Below are 17,747 nucleotides of genomic sequence, written 5' to 3'. Positions count from 1 at the left end.
GCCGCTTGCCATTTCGGCATTCTGCCATAGGGAAGAGTCCGAATCGCGAATGTTGCTCGGTGCCGTCTATCGTGCGGAATCCGGCCCGGACCGCTCTGGATTGATCACTTCGCCGCCTGTGGCAGCGCCATGGGATCGGTGAAGTCGAATTGGACACCTGTGGCGAGCAATGTTGTCGGAGTACGGGATTCGATATCGGATCGATCCGGAGGAACGCTTCCCCTAAACGCTGACGAGCGCGGCCAATTCCGGGTAGAAGGTGGCGAAGATGCCGACATCGGTGGCTCGGAGGAAGTCGGGGTGGGTGCTCAGGTCGGGGAGGGTGGCCAGTGCTCTGCGGCCGTAGTAGCGGCTGGGGTCGGGGGATGCGGGGAGCGGGGTAGTGCGGTTGGTGGCGATGGCGTCGAGGTTGTTCTCGAACAGGCGGGTGCATGCTCGCAGGCCCTCGAGCATGATGTCCTGGAAGCGGTCCGCGGGGGTGATCGGGAACTGCTCGATGTCGAGGACGGGGCCGGTGTCCACGCCGTGGTCGATTTCGTGCAGGGTGGCGCCGTAGGTGGTGTCGCCGTTGAGGATTGCGTACACGATGGCGGCCTCGGGGAGGCCGCGGTGGCGGGGGAGTAGGCCGTTGTGGATGTTGTAGATACGGAAACCCTTGTCCAGTATCGGAGTTCGCAGGATGGTGGCGTTGTTGATCGAGAATACGATGCCGTCGGTGGTCGCGTCGGCCAGCCGGTCGGCGGCGGTGTTCACGTCGGGGGTGGCCAGCGTCGGCAGCCGCCGCTCGCCCGCGGCGGATTCCTGGCCGGTGGGTACGACGACCAGATCGATGGGATGTCCTGCGGCGGTGGTGAAATCGACCGCCCGCCACAGGAGGGATCCGCTTCCGATGAAGATCATTGCGACTCTCCTCCGCTCGCCGCGGCCGCGGCCTCGCATACCCGGCCGACGGTCAGATGATGGATGAGGCCCTCCACCTGGGCCACGAAGGCCCGTTCGACCGTCGAGTCGACGATCTGCCGGGATACCTGCGCGAGCATTTCCACCGTGGCCAGCGAATCGCCGCCGAGTGCGAAGAAATCGGAGTCGGCGGTCAGATCGGCGGGGTCGCAACGCAGGACGCGGGCCCAGATTTCGGTGACGCGGCCTTGAATATCCTTGCCGGGCAGTTGGTTCGGGGCGGACTCGGATGCGGGGGTGGCGGATTCGGCGGGCAGGGCCGCGAGTGCGGTGCGGTCGGTTTTGCCGTTGGCGGTCAGCGGGAGTTCGGGGAGTCGGTGGAAACTGCTGGGGATCATGTACATCGGCAGCCGTTGGGCCAGGAAGTCTCGCAGCGTCCGGTCGTCGGGATGTCCTGCGGGGGCGGTCGGCGCGGGTACCAGGAAGGCGTCGAGGACGTGATCGTTGTGCTCCTCGCGGCGGCGTCCGGTGACGGCCGCGGCGGTGATGTCGGGATGTGATTCCAGCACGCAGCGGACCTCGTCGGGTTCCACGCGATTGCCTCGGATCTTGACCTGGTGATCGACCCGGCCCACGAATTCGAGGGTGCCGTCGGTGCGGCGGCGCACCAGATCCCCGGTGCGGTAGGCGCGTTCGCCGCGCACGGTGACGAAACGCTCGGCGGTCAGCTCCGGGCGGTCGAGGTAGCCGTCGGCGACTTGTGGTCCGCCCACATACAATTCGCCCACCTCCCCGTCGGGCACGAGCCGACCCCGCGGATCCAGCAGGTGCACGGTGGTGCCCGGTGACGGTAGTCCGATCGGCACCGAGCCCGTCATCGGCGAGGTGGCGCCGGTGATCAGGTGGGATGTGCAGACGAGGCTGACCTCGGTGGGGCCGTAGCTGTTGACCAATCGCACAGTGGCGCCGAAGAATTCGCGCACACGGCGGGCCAGATCATGGCTCAACTGTTCGCCGCCGAGCGCGATGGTACGCAGGTCCCCTGGCCGAATGTCCTGGCGCAGCGCCACTTCGGTGAGGCTCGGCGTGAGAAGTATGGTGTTCGCACCATTCTCGCCCAGCATCTCCGCCAGGGTGAGGTGGTTGATCTCGCCGGGCACCAGCACCACCGTGCCGCCCGCGATGACCGGGGACACCATCGCCATGCACGCCATATCGGCCGCGGGCGTGTGATAGTGCGCGTACCGGGTTTCGGGTGTGAGCTGATACCAGTCGAGGGCCGCGCGCAGATAGTGCACGACGCCGCGGTGGGTGACCCGCACGCCCTTCGGCTGTCCGGTCGAACCGGAGGTGTAGGTCACGTACGCGATATCGCCGGATGTGACACCGACATCGGTTGCGGCGGAACCGCTGTGGGGCAGGTCTTCGAGGATGAGCGTCGGTACCGCATCGGTGGTACCGGCGTAGCCGCGTTCGACCAGGCACAGGCGCGCGCCGGAATCACGCAGGGTCCGGCTGATCCGGTCCCGCGGATGTTTGGGATCCAAGGGCAGGAAGGCGGCCCCGGCCTCGAGGATGCCCCACTGGCCCGCCTGACCCGCCAGGGTCCGGTCGGCGAGGATGGCGACGATATCGCCTCGGCCGATCCCGTGCTCGCGCAATACCGCCGCGATCGCGGCCGAGCGTGCCCCCAGTTGGGCGTAGGTGAGGCAACCGTCGGGGCCGGTGACCGCGATCGCCTCGGGGCGCGCGGTGACCTGTTCGCGCAGGACCGCCACCAGGGTCTCCGGGCGCGCCACCTCGCTGGCCGGCGCGGCCCCGAGCGTGTCGGCGATGGTGTCGAGCAGGGCCTCCAGGCGCTCCGCGACGCCGCGACCGTTGCGGCACGACACCGTGATCCCGATCGTGTTCTCCGATTCCAGGATCGCGAAGCTCAGCGGTGCGAGTCCGGTATGCGCCGGGATCGCGACCACGTTCGTGGGTGTGAAATCAGGGGCGGTGAATTCCTCGGGCGCGATCCTGCCCGCATGGGAAATGATGGCCGAGCACAGGTTTCGGCCCGTTCGCCTGCCGAGCGCCTCGACGGTGCGCATCACCGCTCTCGCGGCTGGTGCCGGAATCCGGTCCAGTCCGGCGCTTTTCATCTGGTTGAGCTCGTCACGCCGCATCAGTCCGGAGACCATGCGGCCGTTGATCTGTTGCCAGGTCTCACCCGGTGTGGTGTCCAGGAATAGGGGCAGGGTGAGGTTGGCGGTGGAACGTAACTCGGAATCGTGCCTGCGCAGATCGACGGGGATCATGAGTCGCGACCGTGAACCGTTTGCGGCAGTGACGATCTCGGCGATCCGGGCGACGATCGCGGTGCCGGTGCCGGTGCCGGTGATGGTCCGGTGCCGGAGCAGGAAGGGGCGGCCGGAAATCGGGGCGCCGTGCCCGGCGGGGGAGCGGTATGCCATGCGCATGGTCACCGGATCTCCCGGAATGCCCAGGCGCAGTGCGAGATCGAGATCCGTCGTGGCGTCGGGAGCGCCGTGCGGGGCCTCGCCGCGCAGGGCGCGGAAGACGTCACCGACCCACATCTGCAGGCCCTTGGCGTCCATGACGCCGTGGAAGGCCCGGAAGATCACGGTCACCGGATCGGCGGTGAGCAGCACCACCTCGCAGTTCGGTGGTTCGGATACGTAGTCCAATCCGGGGACCGGGCCGTTGATGACGCCGTCGTCGGTCAGACGGTCGTAATCGATCGTGGTGTTCGCTACCACCCGCACGCGAGGTATGCGGGCGGTAGCGCACCAGTCCGCTCCGCGGTGCGTCAGTCGCACGCCTGGATGCGCAGGTGCGGCGAGGTCTACCGCGCGCTGGAGCCCGTTCGGATCGAGGGTGCCCGTGCCTTCGACGACGGTCTGGATCAGGAAGGGCGGGTTGACCTTTCGTGCCGACAGATACATCCGTTCGGTCGGGGAGATACGGCGACGGAAATCGCTGCTCAAAACGGTTCGGCTCCTGGATAATCCGCTGCAGTTGCATATTCCGTCGAACAGTCTAAATTCGGCACGACAACAATGGTGTGTGTGCTTTCTCTCAGCGGCGCTATCAAGGTATAGAATCGCGCGCGGCGAAATGTGTTCGAACTCAACGGTATCGGCTTGTCATCGCGTCGCTGGACTCGTATAGAAACTTGTGCAGTCCGACAGGACCATAATGCGAACGGGCACTTGATCAGCTGTGCTCGGGCAGCAGCTCGGCGGCGATATCGGCGAATTCCCGCACGAGCGGGGTGCGGCGCCCGATCGGCCAGGCCAGGGCCACGCGGTTGGGGCCGATGTCCTCGATCGGGATCATGGCGACCCCGGCCCGGGTGTAGAAGCCCGCGGTGGAGGCAGGGACGATCGCGAATCCCTCACCGCCCGCGACGAGTTCGAGCTTTTCCTCCACGCTCGCGATCTCGCGGACCGGGCGGCGGTCCCCGGCCCGGAGTTCGGCGGCGATATCGCGCCATTCGGGCACGGCGTCGGGGTCCTGCAGCAGGTGGTCGGCGGCGAGGTCGGCGATCGGCACCGATTCCTTACCTGCCAGCGGGTGATCGGCGGGGACCACCGCGACACGGGCCTCGGTGAACAGCGGCCGGGTCTGCAAGCCCGCCAGGTCGATCGGCAGCCGCACGATACTCACATCGGCCCGGCCGTCGTGCAGCACCTCGGTCTGGTCGTGCCAGCTGGTGCGCAGCAACCGCACATCCAGATCGGGGTGGTTGCCGCGGAGTGCGCGGACGGCGGACGTGACGGTGATTCCGGGCATGAAACCGATCGTGAAACCGACACCGCCGCGCGCGGCCGCCCACACCCGGCGGGTCAATGCCTCGGTGGCGGCCAGGACCGGGCGAGCGTCGTCGAGGAGCTGGCGGCCCGCGGCGGTGAGTTCGGTGCCGCGCCGATCCCGGCGGAACAACTCGACCCCCAGCTCGCCTTCCAGCGCGCGAATCTGCCGCGACAGCACGGGCTGGGCGATATGCAGGCGCTCGGCGGCGCGGCCGAAGTGCATCTCCTCGGCCACCGCGACGAAGTACCGGAGCTTACGCAGATCGACGTCCATATTCCCTCCATCGTCCCCCCGATCCTGCCCGGGCCGCCGGTGGGAATCCGGTCAGGCGTGGGCGAACACGCTCAGCGGGTCCGCGTGGGCCGGGGTCCAGCCGAGTTCGGTGCGGGCCTTGGCCGGGGTGAATCGCTGGTCGAGGGCGAATGCGTCGGCGATCGGGCCCATCTGTGCGCGGGCCTGGTCCAGGGTGATCGATAGGGTCTTGCCGTCCAGCCCGGCGGCGTGTGCGCATGCTTGTGCGACCTGTTCGGCGGTCGGGTGCGTATCGCCGACGCCGAGGTAGATCGAACCGGGCTTCGCCGCCAGCGCGGCGGCGTACAGCCGTGCCAGGTCGTCGACGTGGACCAGCGCCCAGTGGTTGGCGCCCGTGCCGATGTAGGCGATCGCGCCGCTTGTCCTGCCGGGCCGGATGAAGAATTCATCGATCAGCCGGTTGTCGCCGCCGTAGAGCAGTCCGGGCCGGATGATCACCGGCCGCCCGCCCTGGGCCGCGCGGGCCAGTACGGCGTCTTCGACCGGCTTGCGCCAGGCGACCAGGTCCGGCGGATTCCACGGCGCGGTCTCATCGGCGATGCCGTCGGTGTCGCCGTAGACCCAGCTCCCGCCGGTGTGCACATAAGTGCCGCCGCCGATTCCGTCCTGCATCGCGGTCGCGGCGGCCAGATCCTGATCGCCGGTCGCGGCCTGGGCCAGGTGTACGACCGCCTCGGCGCGGGCCGCGGCATGGTTGAGCACGTTCAGGTCGGTCAGGCCGCCCCGCACGGGTGTGGCTCCCGCCGTGGCGACCGCGTGTTCGGCGCTGTCGCTGCGGGCGAGTGCGGTCACGGTGTGTCCCTGGCGTACCAGTTCGGTGATCGTGGCGCGGCCGATGTACCCGGATCCGCCGGTCAGGAAGATCTTCATGATCGATCCCTTTCTCGTCTGTCGCTTCGAGGTGCATCACTACTGTGCGGCGGGCGGATCGCCGGAGTCCAAGACCTGTTCCACCGCCTGTGATACCTCGGAGGTATCAGCCATTTTCGGTGTCGCCCTGGGTATTACAGGCGACCGAGCAGGTCTTGGACGGCTCGGTGGCGCCGCGGTCACGCTGAAGGTCATCGACCATCAGGGAAGGCGAGACGATCATGCGGCACGATGTGGAGTTCGACGCCGAGGGTGTCACACTGCGCGGTTGGTTCTACGAGGCCGAGGGTGCCGAGGGGCCCGCGCCGTGTGTGGTGATGGCGCACGGGTGGTCGGCGACTCGCCGGTTGTATCTGGATCGGTTCGCGGAGGTGTTCGCCGATGCCGGGATGTGTGTATTGGTATGGGACAACCGAGGTTTCGGAGATTCGGGCACCGCGGCCGGTAAGCCGCGCTACGAGATCGATCCCTGGGAGCAGATCCGTGACTATCAGCACGGTATCTCCTACGCTCAGCTCCGGCCCGAGGTCGATCCGGCGCGAATCGCGGTGTGGGGCAGCAGTTTCTCCGCCGGGCACGCGTTCGTCGTCGCGGCGATCGATCAACGGGTGCGGGCCGTATGCGGTCAGGCGCCGTTCGTCAGCGGCCGCGCGACCTACGCTCATGTTGCCCGCGAAGACGATCAGGTCATCGACCCCGAGCGCTTCGCTGCCGACCGCCGTGATCGTGCCGCCGGGAAGCCACCGGTGATGATTCCGGTCATAGGCACCGATCCCGCACGGGTCACCGGGATTCCGACTCCGGACGCCTACGAATGGTTCGACCACGCCCGCCGCGACCGCGCGCCCGAATGGCGCAACGAGGTGACGTTGCGGAGCCTGGAACTGTTGCGCGGCTACGAACCCGCCCTCTACCTGCCGTTGATCACGCCGACCCCGCTGCTGATGATCGTCGGCAGTCAGGACGGGCTGACCGGCGGCAACCTCGCCGCGTCGGCGTTCGAAACGGCGGCGGAACCGAAGCGGATCGTATTCATCCCGGGCGGGCATTTCGCGGCCTATTCCGGTTCGGGATTCGAGATCGCCTCCGCTGCCGCCCGCGACTGGTTCCTCGAGCATCTCGGGCGGCGGCAGAATGGTCAGCCGAAGCAACCTTCCCGAACGGGGATTTCATGATTGATGTGATCATCGCCGGCGGCGGGCCGACCGGCATGATGCTGGCCGGCGAATTGCGGCTGCACGGTGTGGACGTGGTGGTGCTGGAGAAGGAGGTCGAGCCGAGCGAACAGGTCCGCTCGCTCGGCCTGCATGTGCGCAGCATCGAGATCCTGGATCAGCGCGGGCTGCTCGAGCGGTTCCTCGCGCACGGCAAGCAGTACCCGGGTGTCGGTCGCTTCGCCGGCATCGACAAGCCGTCGCCCGAGCATCTGGACACCGCGCACGCCTACATTCTCGGCATCCCTCAACCGGTCACCGACCGCCTGCTGGCCGAGCACGCCACCGAACTCGGTACCGATATCCGGCGCGGCAGCGAACTGGTCGGCCTGGGCCAGGACTCCGACGGGGTGATCGTCGAGCTGGCCGACGGCACGCGGCTGCGCTCGCGCTACCTCGTCGGCTGCGACGGCGGCCGCAGTACGGTCCGCAAGCTGCTCGGCGTCGGCTTCCCCGGTGAGCCCGCCAAGGTCGAGTGGCTACGGGGTGAGATGGACGTGACCACCCCGGCAGAGGAACTGGCCGCCACTGTGGACCGGATCCGCAAGACCCACAAGGGATTCGGCGTCGGTCCCGCCGGGAACGGTCTGTACGGGGTCGTCGTACCCGCCGAGGGCGTCGCCGAGGACTCCACGGTTCCCCCGACGCTCGAGGAGTTCAAGCGACAGCTGCGAGCGTTCGCCGGCACCGACTTCGGTATCCACTCACCACGCTGGCTCTCCCGCTTCGGCGACGCCACCCGTCAGGCCGAGCGCTACCGGGTCGGACGAGTGTTCCTGGCAGGCGACGCCGCGCATGTTCACCCGCCGATGGGAGGACAAGGCCTCAACCTCGGCATCCAGGACGCCTTCAATCTCGGCTGGAAACTGGCCGCTGAGATCGACGGCTGGGCACCGGTCGAGCTGCTGGACAGCTACCACACCGAAAGGCATCCGGTGGGCGCCGACGTCCTGAACAACACCCGCGCGCAGAGCGAGCTCATGTCCACCGAGCCGGGCCCCCAGGCGGTGCGCCGACTGCTGACGGAGCTGATGGACTTCGAGGACGTGAGTCGATATCTGATCGAAAAGACCACCGCCATCGGAGTTCGCTACGACTTCGGTGAAGGACATGAACTGCTCGGCAAGCGGCTCCGGAACATCGGCCTGCGGCGAGGACGCCTCTACGAGCTGATGCACCGTGGCCGCGGGCTTCTGCTCGATCAGACCGGCACGCTCTCGATCGACGATTGGGCGGATCGGGTCGACTCCATCGTGGATACCAGCGAGGAGTTGGGCGTGGCGGCCGTGTTACTCCGACCGGACGGCCATGTGGCCTGGGCAGGCGAGGACCAGGCGGGCCTCGATAAGCAGCTGGCACGATGGTTCGGTACGCACCTCACCGGCCACTGAGAGGTGGCCGGCTCTCCCCTCCGGCGAGTCGGCCCTCACCCACGATCACGGACCGTCCTTCGAGGGAAGGTCATGTGTCGCGCGGGTCGTCCGCGGTGGACTCGACGGTGGCGCCCGGCGTGAAGAACATTTCGACGACGTTGTCGACCCCAATGTGCCGGTGCCAGTGGCCTTTCGGCACGATCGCGAACTGGCCGGCGGTGAGCGGTAGACGATGGCGATCGATGTCGGTGAGGATCTCGACGGTGACGCTGCCCTCGAGAACCATCAACAACTCGTCGGTATCGGGATGAAGCTCCCAGTCCGAGGACTCGAGTCGATCGCCGTAGTACATGCAGAACGCGGAGTCGTTGAACGCGGCGAGCTCGCGGAAATCAAATGGCGCGAGATTCCTGGCGATGGCGGTGGGATGGTAGCTACGCATGACTCCGACTCTCCCCTTGCGTGGGTGCGCCAGTCTTGGACGAATGTTCCTGTCGGTCACCGTCATCCGAGCCCGATGGTCACCCTGTGCTCGGGGCCTGTTGCGGTCGGATCCGGGAGACCGCGCCCGGTGTCATCGCGGCGAAGGTCGTCACATCGCGGTGCAGGTGAGATTGATCGGTATAACCGCATGCCACAGCGACATCGGAGACGGATTCGCCCGCCAACAGCATCTCGAACGCACAGCGGAATCGGACCACCATCGCCGCGTGCTTGGGCGTCACACCGACCTGTGCGGTGAATCTCGACCACAGCCTCTTGCGGCTCCACCCGGAGAATTCCGCGAGTTCGCGCACCCGGACGCGCCCCTTGCCGACAACAACTCGATCCCAGCAGGCAGCGACTTCGGGATCCATAGCCCGTGTCGACCGCTGGCTCTCCAGAAACCTCGCCGTCAACGCGAATCTGTCGTCCCAGCTTGCTGTTTCGGCCAACTGCTCGCGTAGTCGCCGGGCCGCCCGGCCCCACGTATCGTCCAGGCCGACCACCATGCCGTTCAGATCTCTCGGCGAGACGCCCAGCAGTGAGTACGCCGCACTCGGCGCCAGCCGCACCTCGACACATTCGACGCGGCTTCCCCTGAGGCGATGCGCTCCCGGTGACAACCCCGCGACAACCCCGCCGAATGTGCGCCGCCCGACAGCGTTTTCCACCATGAATTCGCTGTCTCCGAACTGAATGGCCACCGTGATCGCGGGAAGAGCAAGGATGCTCATATCGAGCCCGGCCGCAGTACGATCGCGAAAGCCGCTGATAACGACGTCACCCATCGCATATGCGGTCGGGCGCACCAACTCCCACCCGCCGCCCAGCTCCCGCTCGGACACGATCGGCCGCACCCCGCAGAGCCTAGTTCACAGGACGCCCCGATCGCCTCGAACCGCGGCATCGGATTCTCCGGCCGTCAGCGGCATATCACCAGGCTCCCAACTCGATCCGTTGCGCTGACCACCGACCCGAATGGCCACTCATCGGCATACAGGACAGTCGGACCGACACGCTTCGAGCTGATCGTCAGAAGCAATGCCGATGGCCAGGGCAGTCGGCCGAGGTTGCTTCGATCACCGCACCGGCCGAGCATGCCAACTGCCAGCGAAGAGTGTGGAATCTCAGCACCGTGGCGGATCCGCCACGTCACCGCCGAACGTTCTGAGGAACCGCCATGGGTTTTGAGGCCCTACAGACGTTGGGGCGGCGGCTGATTCCTCAGGCCGCGGCGAACTCTCCGTCACGGATGCCGGAGGTGAAGGCTGTCCATTCGGCGGAGGTGTAGGTCAGAGTGGTGCCGTCGGAGGCGTGGATGGTGACACCGCCGTCCCTGTGATGATCGATCGATGCGATGCCGGGGACCTGCTCAGTCGTATGGCCCATCGCCAGATCGAGGAAGACGGGCCAGGATTCGGATGGGAGGGTGATGATCGGTTGGGCGGCAGGGTCGTTCGCGGGGTTGCGCTGGAACTTGCTATCTCGGAGGAGGATCGTTGTCGTGTCGAAACGCACCTCGACGCATTGGCCCTCGCCCGAGCTGTACGAGCTCTTCCGCCACATCGCTTTGAGCTCCATAGCCCACTCCGATCTCTCGAACGTACTTCTATCATCCAAGAGCCGAAGCGAGTAGGTCGGCTGTCTGACTTGGGCCGAGAGCCGAGGCACGGACGTTGTCGAACAGCAGACGGTATCGACGCAAGTCGGCGTCCGCATCGAGGAAGAGGTCTCCGGCCATGCTGTCGAGGTAGACCAATTCGGGGACGTCACTGTCGAACTCCATCACGACGAACGAACCAGGCATTCCGGCGTGGGCGCCGGCGGCGTAGGCGATGACCTGCAGGGTGATGTGGGGTTCCTCCATCAGTGTGAGCAGGTGTTCGATCTGACGTCGCATTACTGATGGGCCGCCGACTTCTCTTCGGATTGCCGCTTCGTCGAAGACCGCCCAGAGGGCAGGCGCTCCACGCTCACGCCAGCGGGCCTGCCGATCGAGCCTTGCTTTGACTCGGTCCTCGACTTGCCGCTTCGTCGCTGTCGGGATCGTTGCCTTGATCACCGACCGTGCGTAGTCCTCCGTCTGGAGAAGGCCTGGGATGAACAGGGATTCGTAGTTGTAGATCGTGGTGGACTCCGCCTCGAAGCTGATGTACGAGCTGTAGACCTCGCGGAAGTCGTCGAAATATGGTTGCAGCCACCCTTGCTTACTCGACTCGGACAGCAGCGCCATCAACTCCGACCGCCTCGGCTCGCCGATGTCGTAGAGATCGAGCAGGGTTGACAGCGTGCGCTTTTGCGGCTTGACCTTGGCCGTCTCGATCCGATACAACGTCGCTTCGTTGATCCTCGTCTGCTGAGTCACCGCCTCTCTGCTCATCTCCAACGCCTCCCTCGCGCGGCGGATCTCACCAGCCAATCGACGCAGTCGTACCGTGGCCACCTGGCGCTTCGGAGTCACAGCATCACCTCTCACGAAATCGATGCTCGAGCAGTGCAATCCCGGTATTATGCAAGGTATGCATCTTCACTGAAGTGCATTCGGGTCAGCATAGCGCTCAGGCTGTGAGCCACGGAGGTGGACGAGGTGACTGTGCACGTGATCGAGGGTTCCTTCATGTTCAGCGACCGCACCACGCATCGTGCGAGATCGGTGGGGGAGGGTGGCTGGGTGGTGAGCTTTCTGCCCGGGCGGACGCTGACGGCCGATCAAGCGGTTGCCGCGTTGCGGGCCGCGGAAGAGCTCGCTGCGGTTCAAGGATTCGCTCGGTATCTCGGTCTGACCGCTGGGGAGACCGAATCGTCCCCTTCGCCAACGCTTTTCCGGTAGATCCCATAGACACTCGACCGCCGCCATTCCCGCGACCTCCCCTTCGAAGGAACAAGGCGGGCGCGATGAGTCCCCGACTGCCGTCGAAGGACATGCTTCTCGAGGCGTGTACAGGGAATGTTGTTGCCCCGCATCCCGTGCTGCGGGCGGCCCGCGACTTGGGCGGTCTGTATGAGGGGCGACGACCGGAGTTTGTCGATGAAATCGACTGTGCGCGAGGGGATCTGGTCCACGAGATCGACTGCTGGGTGGCTGCCGAGATGCCGTTGCCTGTAAGTGCGGCGAGTATGCATACCGAGACGCTCGGGATGGTGGTCGATCGGTTGGCGCGGTATTCGGTGGATGCCTATGTCGCGCTGGCCGCGGGCCTTCCGGAGTGGCGGCTGCATCATGCCTGGAAGCGGTTGGCGGAGTTGTCGATCGGCTATGCCGATCTGTCGTCCGAGATTGGTTGTCGGACACGTCGGCTGCCCGACCTCTCCCTCTTCGAACCTCGAGGTGAGTGGGGCCGGGCAGCGGAGTGAGTGATTCTGTATGCGGCGGAATCGGCCCTACACCTCGACAATCGCCGGTGGGCGGCCGGTAGTCCAGATCGCTTGCATCGTAGTGTGATTCACCTGCCAGCCGACGGTCGTACGGATGAGCTCGGCTTGGCAGTGGGTGCCGACGGTGAACACATCGCCTTCGGGGTGTACGTGGTGGCAGATCTGATTCCAGCCCGCGGTGGCGCGCTCGCCGTCGGGGGCGATATCGACGAGGTAGTTCAAGCCGAGGTGCTGGGTGCGGGCGTAGCGCAGCACACCGGCTTCGGTGGATGCGAGCAATTGTTCGATCCCGTGGACGTGGCCGATCGGGTACTCGGCCGCCACGTCCTCGGTGAAATGGCTTCGGAGCTCGTCGAACTTCCGCTCGTCGAGGGCCCGCAGGGAGTGGTCGATCTGCTCGATGATCTCGGTCTTCACTGTGGCGTTCGTGGTCATGGGTCCACTGTGCTACCTCAACATTTGTTGAGGTCAAGTGTGAGTGTCGGTGTGTCCGAGGGAATCCCGGCTCGCGGTGCTTGGTTGCGTAGGGCATGGCGACTGACAGGGAAGCTCTCAACGGACGTGTGCCCATCGGTGTGGCGGTGGGGGCCCGGGATGGGGCGAGCAATGATGTAACCGACGTCATCGAGCAGACCCGGGTTGCCCGGGACCTCGGGTTGCGGGCGGTGTGGTTCGCGCAGCGGTTCGATTGGGATGCGGTGGGGTTGGCGGGAGTGGTGGGGCACGCCGTGGAGGGGATCGGGGTGGGGACCTCGGTGGTGCCGATCAATCCTCGGCATCCGATGGTGGTGGGTAATCAGGCGCAGACCGCGCAGGCCGCCTCGGGTGGGCGGTTTCGGCTGGGGCTCGGATTGGGTGCGCCCGCACTGGAATCGGCGGCGTTCGGCATCACCGAGGACAAGCCCGTGCTGCGACTACGGGAGTATCTGGTCGCGCTGCGGGAGCTGATCGAGAGCGGCGGTACCGATTTCGCGGGCGAGCGGGTGCGCGCGCATCCGCCGATGCCGACCACCGTGCGCGGCGGCAACGAGGTGCCGTTGCTGGTGGCGGCGATGGGGCCGCAGGCGCTGCGGGTCACCGGTGAACTGGCCGACGGGGCGATCCCGTACCTGGCCGGGCCGCGCACACTCGGTTCGTTCATCGTGCCCCGGCTGGAGCGGGCCCGCCCGCAGCGACCGGTCCGGCCGCTACAGGTGGTCGCCGGTGTGGCCGTCGTGGTGACCGACCGAGCCGAGGAGGTGCGCGCGCACGCCGCGCAGACGATGGCCTTCTACGAGAGCATTCCGTCCTATCGCACGGTCCTCGATCGCGAGGGCGCGCGGCATGCGGTCGATTTGGCGCTCATCGGCGACGAGGAATACGTCGCGCGGGGGCTACGTGATTACGTCGAGGCCGGGGTGACCGAACTGCTGGTCGTCCAGACCGACCTCGGTGGGCCCGAGGATCAGCGACGCACCTGGCGGCTGCTCGGTGAGCTGTCGGCCTGAGGGAAAATCGGGCAAAAGGCCCATATACACCACAGTGAGAAATTCAACAACTTCGCTGAACTCGCACGATGCATACCCATCCGGCGCGGATGCTTGACAGCGGCTCTGACCGGGGAGAACCTAGAGATAGTTAATGTAAGTAACTTAATAGTCGCGGGTGGAAGTGCTCGTGTTCATCAGGGCCGATCCACCGCGACACCCGACGCATGTCGGACAAGCAGGAGGTCGGGATGAACGAGGAATGGGTGGCGGAACTGGATCGGCACGTGGCCGATCTGGTCGCGCGCGATGAGCAGGTGCGCGACGCACAGCCCATCGCATCGGTCGGCGACGCGGTCGCGGCGCCGGAGCTGGGCCTGGCGCAGGTCGTGGCTACGATCATGGAGGCCTACGCTGATCGGCCCGCGCTGGGGCAGCGCGCGGTCGAATTCATCACGGAGGAGACGGGTCGTCGCCGGGGCACCTTGCTGCCCCAATTCGACACCGTCACCTATGGCGAGCTGTGGGGCCGGGTCGGCGCGCTGGCCGCGGCATGGCACAACGATGGCGAAAGCCCCACCCGCGCCGGGGATTTCGTCGCCATCTTGGGATTCACCAGCATCGACTACACGACGATCGATCTGGCGTGCAACTACCTGGGCACGGTCTCGGTGCCGCTGCAGGCGGGCGCGTCGCTGACGCAGCTGACCCCGATCGTCACCGAGACCCAACCCCGGGTCTTCGCCACCAATGTCGAACAGCTCGACACCGCAATCGAATTGGCGCTGGACACCGATTCGGTGCGGGCGCTGCTGGTCTTCGACTACCACGATCGCGACGACGACCACCGCACCGCGCTGGACACCGCCCGGCGCCGCCTGGCCGATTCGCCGGTGCGGGTGGAAACCCTCGGCGCGGTGCTGGCGCGCGGACGCGATCTGCCGCCGGTTCCGCTGCGCGCCGCCCAGGAGGGCGATCCGCTGTCGTTGCTGATCTACACCTCTGGCAGCACCGGAACCCCCAAGGGCGCAATGTATCCCGAGTCGATGGTCGCGCGCTTCTGGCGGGCCACCGACGGCCGGCGTGACGACACCGGATTCGGCCTCGACGGGCGCATCCCGCTGCCCACCATCGGCATGATGTACATGCCGATGAGCCATGTGGCCGGGCGGATCGGCCTGATCAACGCGCTCTCGCGCGGCGGCACAATATATTTCGCCGCGCGCAGCGATATGTCGACCCTGTTCGAGGACATCGAACTGGTGCGGCCCACGGTGCAGTTCTTCGTACCGCGCGTCTGCGACATGGTGTTCCAGCGCTTCCAGAGCGAGGTCGACCACCGCCTCGTCCCGGGCGTGGACCGCGCCGAACTCGAGAATGCGGTGAAAACCGAACTGCGCGAACACTTCCTGGGTGGCCGCCTGGTCGCCGCCCTGTCCGGCAGCGCACCGCTGTCGCAGGAGATGCGCGCCTTCATGGAATCGACGCTGGCTCTGCATCTCATCGACGGCTACGGCGCCACCGAGACCGGCGGCGGCATCCTGATCGATAACGAGATCCAGCGCCCGCCGGTGCTCGAGTACAAGCTCGTCGACGTGCCCGAACTCGGCTACTTCTCCACCGATCAGCCGCATCCGCGCGGTGAGCTGCTGGTCCGGGCCACAACCCTGATTCCGGGCTACTACAAGCGGCCCGAGCTGAACGAGCAGATCTTCGACGAGAACGGTTTCTACCGCACCGGTGACGTGATGGCCGAACTCGGCCCCGACCGGCTGGTGTACCTGGATCGGCGCAACAACGTGCTCAAGCTGTCGCAGGGCGAGTTCGTGGCGGTCTCGAAGCTCGAGGCCCTGTTCACCTCGAGTCCGCTGGTCCGCCAGATCTACGTCTACGGTTCCAGCGAGCGTTCCTTCCTGCTCTCGGTGATCGTCCCGACCGACGATGCCGTCGCCGCCTATCCGGATACGGCCGAGCTGCGGGTGGCGGTGGGTGCCTCTGTGCTCAAGGTCGCCAAGGACGCGCAGCTGAACTCCTATGAGATCCCGCGCGAATTCCTGCTCGAGACCGAGCCGTTCAGCATGGACAACGGACTGCTGTCGGGCATCGGAAAGCTGTTGCGGCCCAAGCTCAAGGACCGCTACGGCGAACGGCTCGAACAGCTGTACGCGCAGCTGGCGGCCGAACAGGCCGATGAGCTGACGACGCTGCGTCGCGAGGCCCGCGAGCTGCCGGTCGTCAACGCCGTCGAACGGGCGGCGCGGGCGGTGCTCGGGGTGGCGTCGGATGTCGAGTTGCCGCGCGATGCGCGCTTCGGTGATCTGGGCGGGGATTCGCTGTCGGCGCTGAGCCTGTCGACTCTGCTCGGCGAGATCTTCGATGTCGAGGTGCCGGTGGGCGTCATCGTCAGCGCCGCCACCGATCTGCGGGGTCTGGCCGATTACATCGAGGCCGAACGTGATTCGGGCGGCAAGCGTCCGACCGTCACGTCGGTGCACGGCGCGGGGGCCACGCTGCGGGCGTCGGATCTGACGCTGGACAAGTTCATCGACGCCGCGACCCTGGCCGCCGCGCCTACCCTGCCGCGCGCACCCGAGCAGCCGCGCACCGTGCTGCTCACCGGCGCCAACGGTTATCTGGGACGGTTCCTGTGCCTGGAATGGCTGCAGCGCCTGCATGATTCGGGCGGCACGCTGATCTGCATCGTGCGCGGCAGCGACGACGCCGCGGCCCGCAAGCGGCTCGACGACGTCTTCGACAGCGGCGATCCGGAGCTGCTGCGGCGCTATCGGGAGCTGGCCGAGGGCACCCTGCAGGTGCTCGCCGGCGATATCGGCGACCCGAATCTCGGTCTGGCGGAAGGCCATCGGCTGGCCGAGACCGTGGATCTGATCGTGCATCCGGCGGCGCTGGTCAATCACGTGCTGCCCTACGGTCAGCTGTTCGGCCCGAATGTGGTCGGCACCGCGGAACTCATCCGGCTGGCGCTGACCCACCATCTCAAGCCCATCACCTATCTGTCGACGGTGGGCGTGGCCGATCAGATCGCCCTCGAGGTGTTCACCGAGGACGGCGATATCCGCGAGATCAGCGCGGTACGCACGGTGGGCGACGGCTATGCCAACGGGTACGGCAACAGTAAGTGGGCCGGTGAGGTGCTGTTGCGGGAGGCGCACGACCTGTGTGGGCTGCCGGTGGCGGTGTTCCGGTCGGACATGATCCTGGCGCACAGCCGCTACGCGGGTCAGCTGAACGTGCCGGATATGTTCACCCGGCTGCTGTTGAGCGTGCTGGCGACCGGAATCGCGCCGAAGTCGTTCTACGCACTCGACGCCGAGGGCAATCGGCAGCGGGCTCATTACGACGGCCTGCCCGCCGATTTCACCGCGGCCTCGATCACCGTGCTCGGCACCCAGGTGAGTTCCGGTTACGAGTCCTTCGACGTGCTGAACCCGCACACCGACGGGATCGGCCTGGACGAGTTCATGGACTGGCTGATCGAGGCGGGCTATCCCATCGAGCGGATCGATGACTACCGGCAGTGGTTGCCGCGCTTCGAGACCGCGCTGCGGGCGCTGCCCGAACGGCAGCGTCAGGCCTCGCTGCTGCCGCTGCTGCACGCCTATCAGCAGCCGGCGCCGCCGGTCGACGGTGCGATGCTGCCCGCCAAGAGGTTCCAAGCGGCCGTGCAGGCGGCCGAGATCGGGCCCGATCGTGATATTCCGCACCTGAACCGGGCGCTGATCGAGAAGTACGCGGCGGATTTGAAGCTGCGCAAGTTGCTGTAGGTCCCGGCGAAAGGCGCGCCGGGAACACAGTCGGCGCGGGCCGGGAACGTGGTCGGCGCGCGCCGGGAATATGGGCGACGCGCGGCGGGAACATGGGCGACGGAAGGCTCCTGAAGGCGGGGGCCTTCCGTTTGCGCGAAATCTCGTTAC

14 protein-coding genes are annotated in these 17,747 nt (G+C 66.6%); 5 read left to right on the top strand and 9 right to left on the bottom strand.

Annotated features, from left to right (window positions below; genetic code table 11):
• Nucleotides 1-222 precede the first annotated feature (222 nt).
• From ACIA76_RS32975 to ACIA76_RS32960, 4 genes are all read right to left on the bottom strand, one after another.
• A complete protein-coding gene (locus ACIA76_RS32975; protein WP_397157480.1) occupies nucleotides 223-900 on the bottom strand; it encodes a formyltransferase family protein in 678 nt (225 codons plus the stop codon).
• Nucleotides 897-3,890 (bottom strand): non-ribosomal peptide synthetase, encoded by a 2,994-nt coding sequence (locus ACIA76_RS32970; protein WP_397157478.1) that lies wholly within the window; start codon nucleotides 3,888-3,890, stop codon nucleotides 897-899. The genes ACIA76_RS32975 and ACIA76_RS32970 overlap by 4 nt, the downstream gene beginning before the upstream one ends.
• A 229-nt stretch (nucleotides 3,891-4,119) precedes the next feature.
• On the bottom strand, nucleotides 4,120-4,992 hold the full coding sequence (locus ACIA76_RS32965; protein WP_397157476.1) for a LysR family transcriptional regulator: 873 nt from the start codon (nucleotides 4,990-4,992) through the stop codon (nucleotides 4,120-4,122).
• A gap of 51 nt (nucleotides 4,993-5,043) precedes the next feature.
• Complete coding sequence (locus tag ACIA76_RS32960) at nucleotides 5,044-5,901, bottom strand: NAD-dependent epimerase/dehydratase family protein (RefSeq protein ID WP_397157474.1); 858 nt, start codon at nucleotides 5,899-5,901, stop codon at nucleotides 5,044-5,046.
• Between the two features lie 221 nt (nucleotides 5,902-6,122).
• Here ACIA76_RS32960 and ACIA76_RS32955 point away from each other — a divergent pair, with 221 nt between their 5' ends.
• Nucleotides 6,123-7,076, top strand: coding sequence for an alpha/beta hydrolase (locus tag ACIA76_RS32955; RefSeq protein WP_397157472.1), 954 nt, complete (start codon nucleotides 6,123-6,125; stop codon nucleotides 7,074-7,076).
• Nucleotides 7,073-8,506, top strand: coding sequence for a rifampin monooxygenase (gene rox / locus ACIA76_RS32950; protein ID WP_397157470.1), 1,434 nt, complete (start codon nucleotides 7,073-7,075; stop codon nucleotides 8,504-8,506). Before ACIA76_RS32955 ends, rox begins: the two co-directional genes overlap by 4 nt.
• Before the next feature lie 70 nt (nucleotides 8,507-8,576).
• Here the strand turns inward: rox and ACIA76_RS32945 are convergent, their stop codons facing one another.
• The 4 genes from ACIA76_RS32945 to ACIA76_RS32930 all read right to left on the bottom strand — a co-directional run bounded on the left by ACIA76_RS32945 (nucleotide 8,577) and on the right by ACIA76_RS32930 (nucleotide 11,432).
• A complete protein-coding gene (locus ACIA76_RS32945) occupies nucleotides 8,577-8,996 on the bottom strand; it encodes a cupin domain-containing protein (protein WP_397157468.1) in 420 nt (139 codons plus the stop codon).
• Between the two features lie 13 nt (nucleotides 8,997-9,009).
• The gene (locus ACIA76_RS32940) at nucleotides 9,010-9,828 is read right to left on the bottom strand and encodes a helix-turn-helix domain-containing protein (protein WP_397157466.1); all 819 of its coding nucleotides are present in this window, start codon (nucleotides 9,826-9,828) and stop codon (nucleotides 9,010-9,012) included.
• Nucleotides 9,829-10,195: 367 nt separating this feature from the next.
• Nucleotides 10,196-10,552 (bottom strand): DUF397 domain-containing protein, encoded by a 357-nt coding sequence (locus tag ACIA76_RS32935; protein WP_397157464.1) that lies wholly within the window; start codon nucleotides 10,550-10,552, stop codon nucleotides 10,196-10,198.
• 31 nt (nucleotides 10,553-10,583) lie between these two features.
• Entirely contained in the window at nucleotides 10,584-11,432 is an 849-nt protein-coding gene (locus ACIA76_RS32930) for a helix-turn-helix domain-containing protein (protein WP_397157462.1), read from the bottom strand.
• A 506-nt stretch (nucleotides 11,433-11,938) separates the two neighbouring features.
• Between ACIA76_RS32930 and ACIA76_RS32925 the strand changes: the two genes are divergently transcribed.
• The gene (locus tag ACIA76_RS32925) at nucleotides 11,939-12,325 is read left to right on the top strand and encodes a DUF4254 domain-containing protein (RefSeq protein ID WP_397157460.1); all 387 of its coding nucleotides are present in this window, start codon (nucleotides 11,939-11,941) and stop codon (nucleotides 12,323-12,325) included.
• Between the two features lie 27 nt (nucleotides 12,326-12,352).
• On the opposite strand, the gene ACIA76_RS32920 is transcribed toward ACIA76_RS32925, so the two are convergent.
• A complete protein-coding gene (locus ACIA76_RS32920) occupies nucleotides 12,353-12,781 on the bottom strand; it encodes a nuclear transport factor 2 family protein (RefSeq protein ID WP_397157458.1) in 429 nt (142 codons plus the stop codon).
• Nucleotides 12,782-12,876: 95 nt separating this feature from the next.
• On the opposite strand from ACIA76_RS32920, the gene ACIA76_RS32915 reads away from it, so the two are divergent.
• Together ACIA76_RS32915 and car are read left to right on the top strand one after the other, a co-directional pair.
• Nucleotides 12,877-13,833 (top strand): TIGR03564 family F420-dependent LLM class oxidoreductase, encoded by a 957-nt coding sequence (locus ACIA76_RS32915; protein ID WP_397157456.1) that lies wholly within the window; start codon nucleotides 12,877-12,879, stop codon nucleotides 13,831-13,833.
• Nucleotides 13,834-14,039: 206 nt separating this feature from the next.
• Entirely contained in the window at nucleotides 14,040-17,597 is a 3,558-nt protein-coding gene (gene car, locus ACIA76_RS32910) for a carboxylic acid reductase (RefSeq protein ID WP_397157454.1), read from the top strand.
• Nucleotides 17,598-17,747 lie beyond the last annotated feature (150 nt).

This window comes from Nocardia sp. NPDC051570 (assembly GCF_044454005.1).
Lineage (GTDB): Bacteria > Actinomycetota > Actinomycetes > Mycobacteriales > Mycobacteriaceae > Nocardia.
This window is presented reverse-complemented; position numbering and strand designations above follow the sequence as displayed.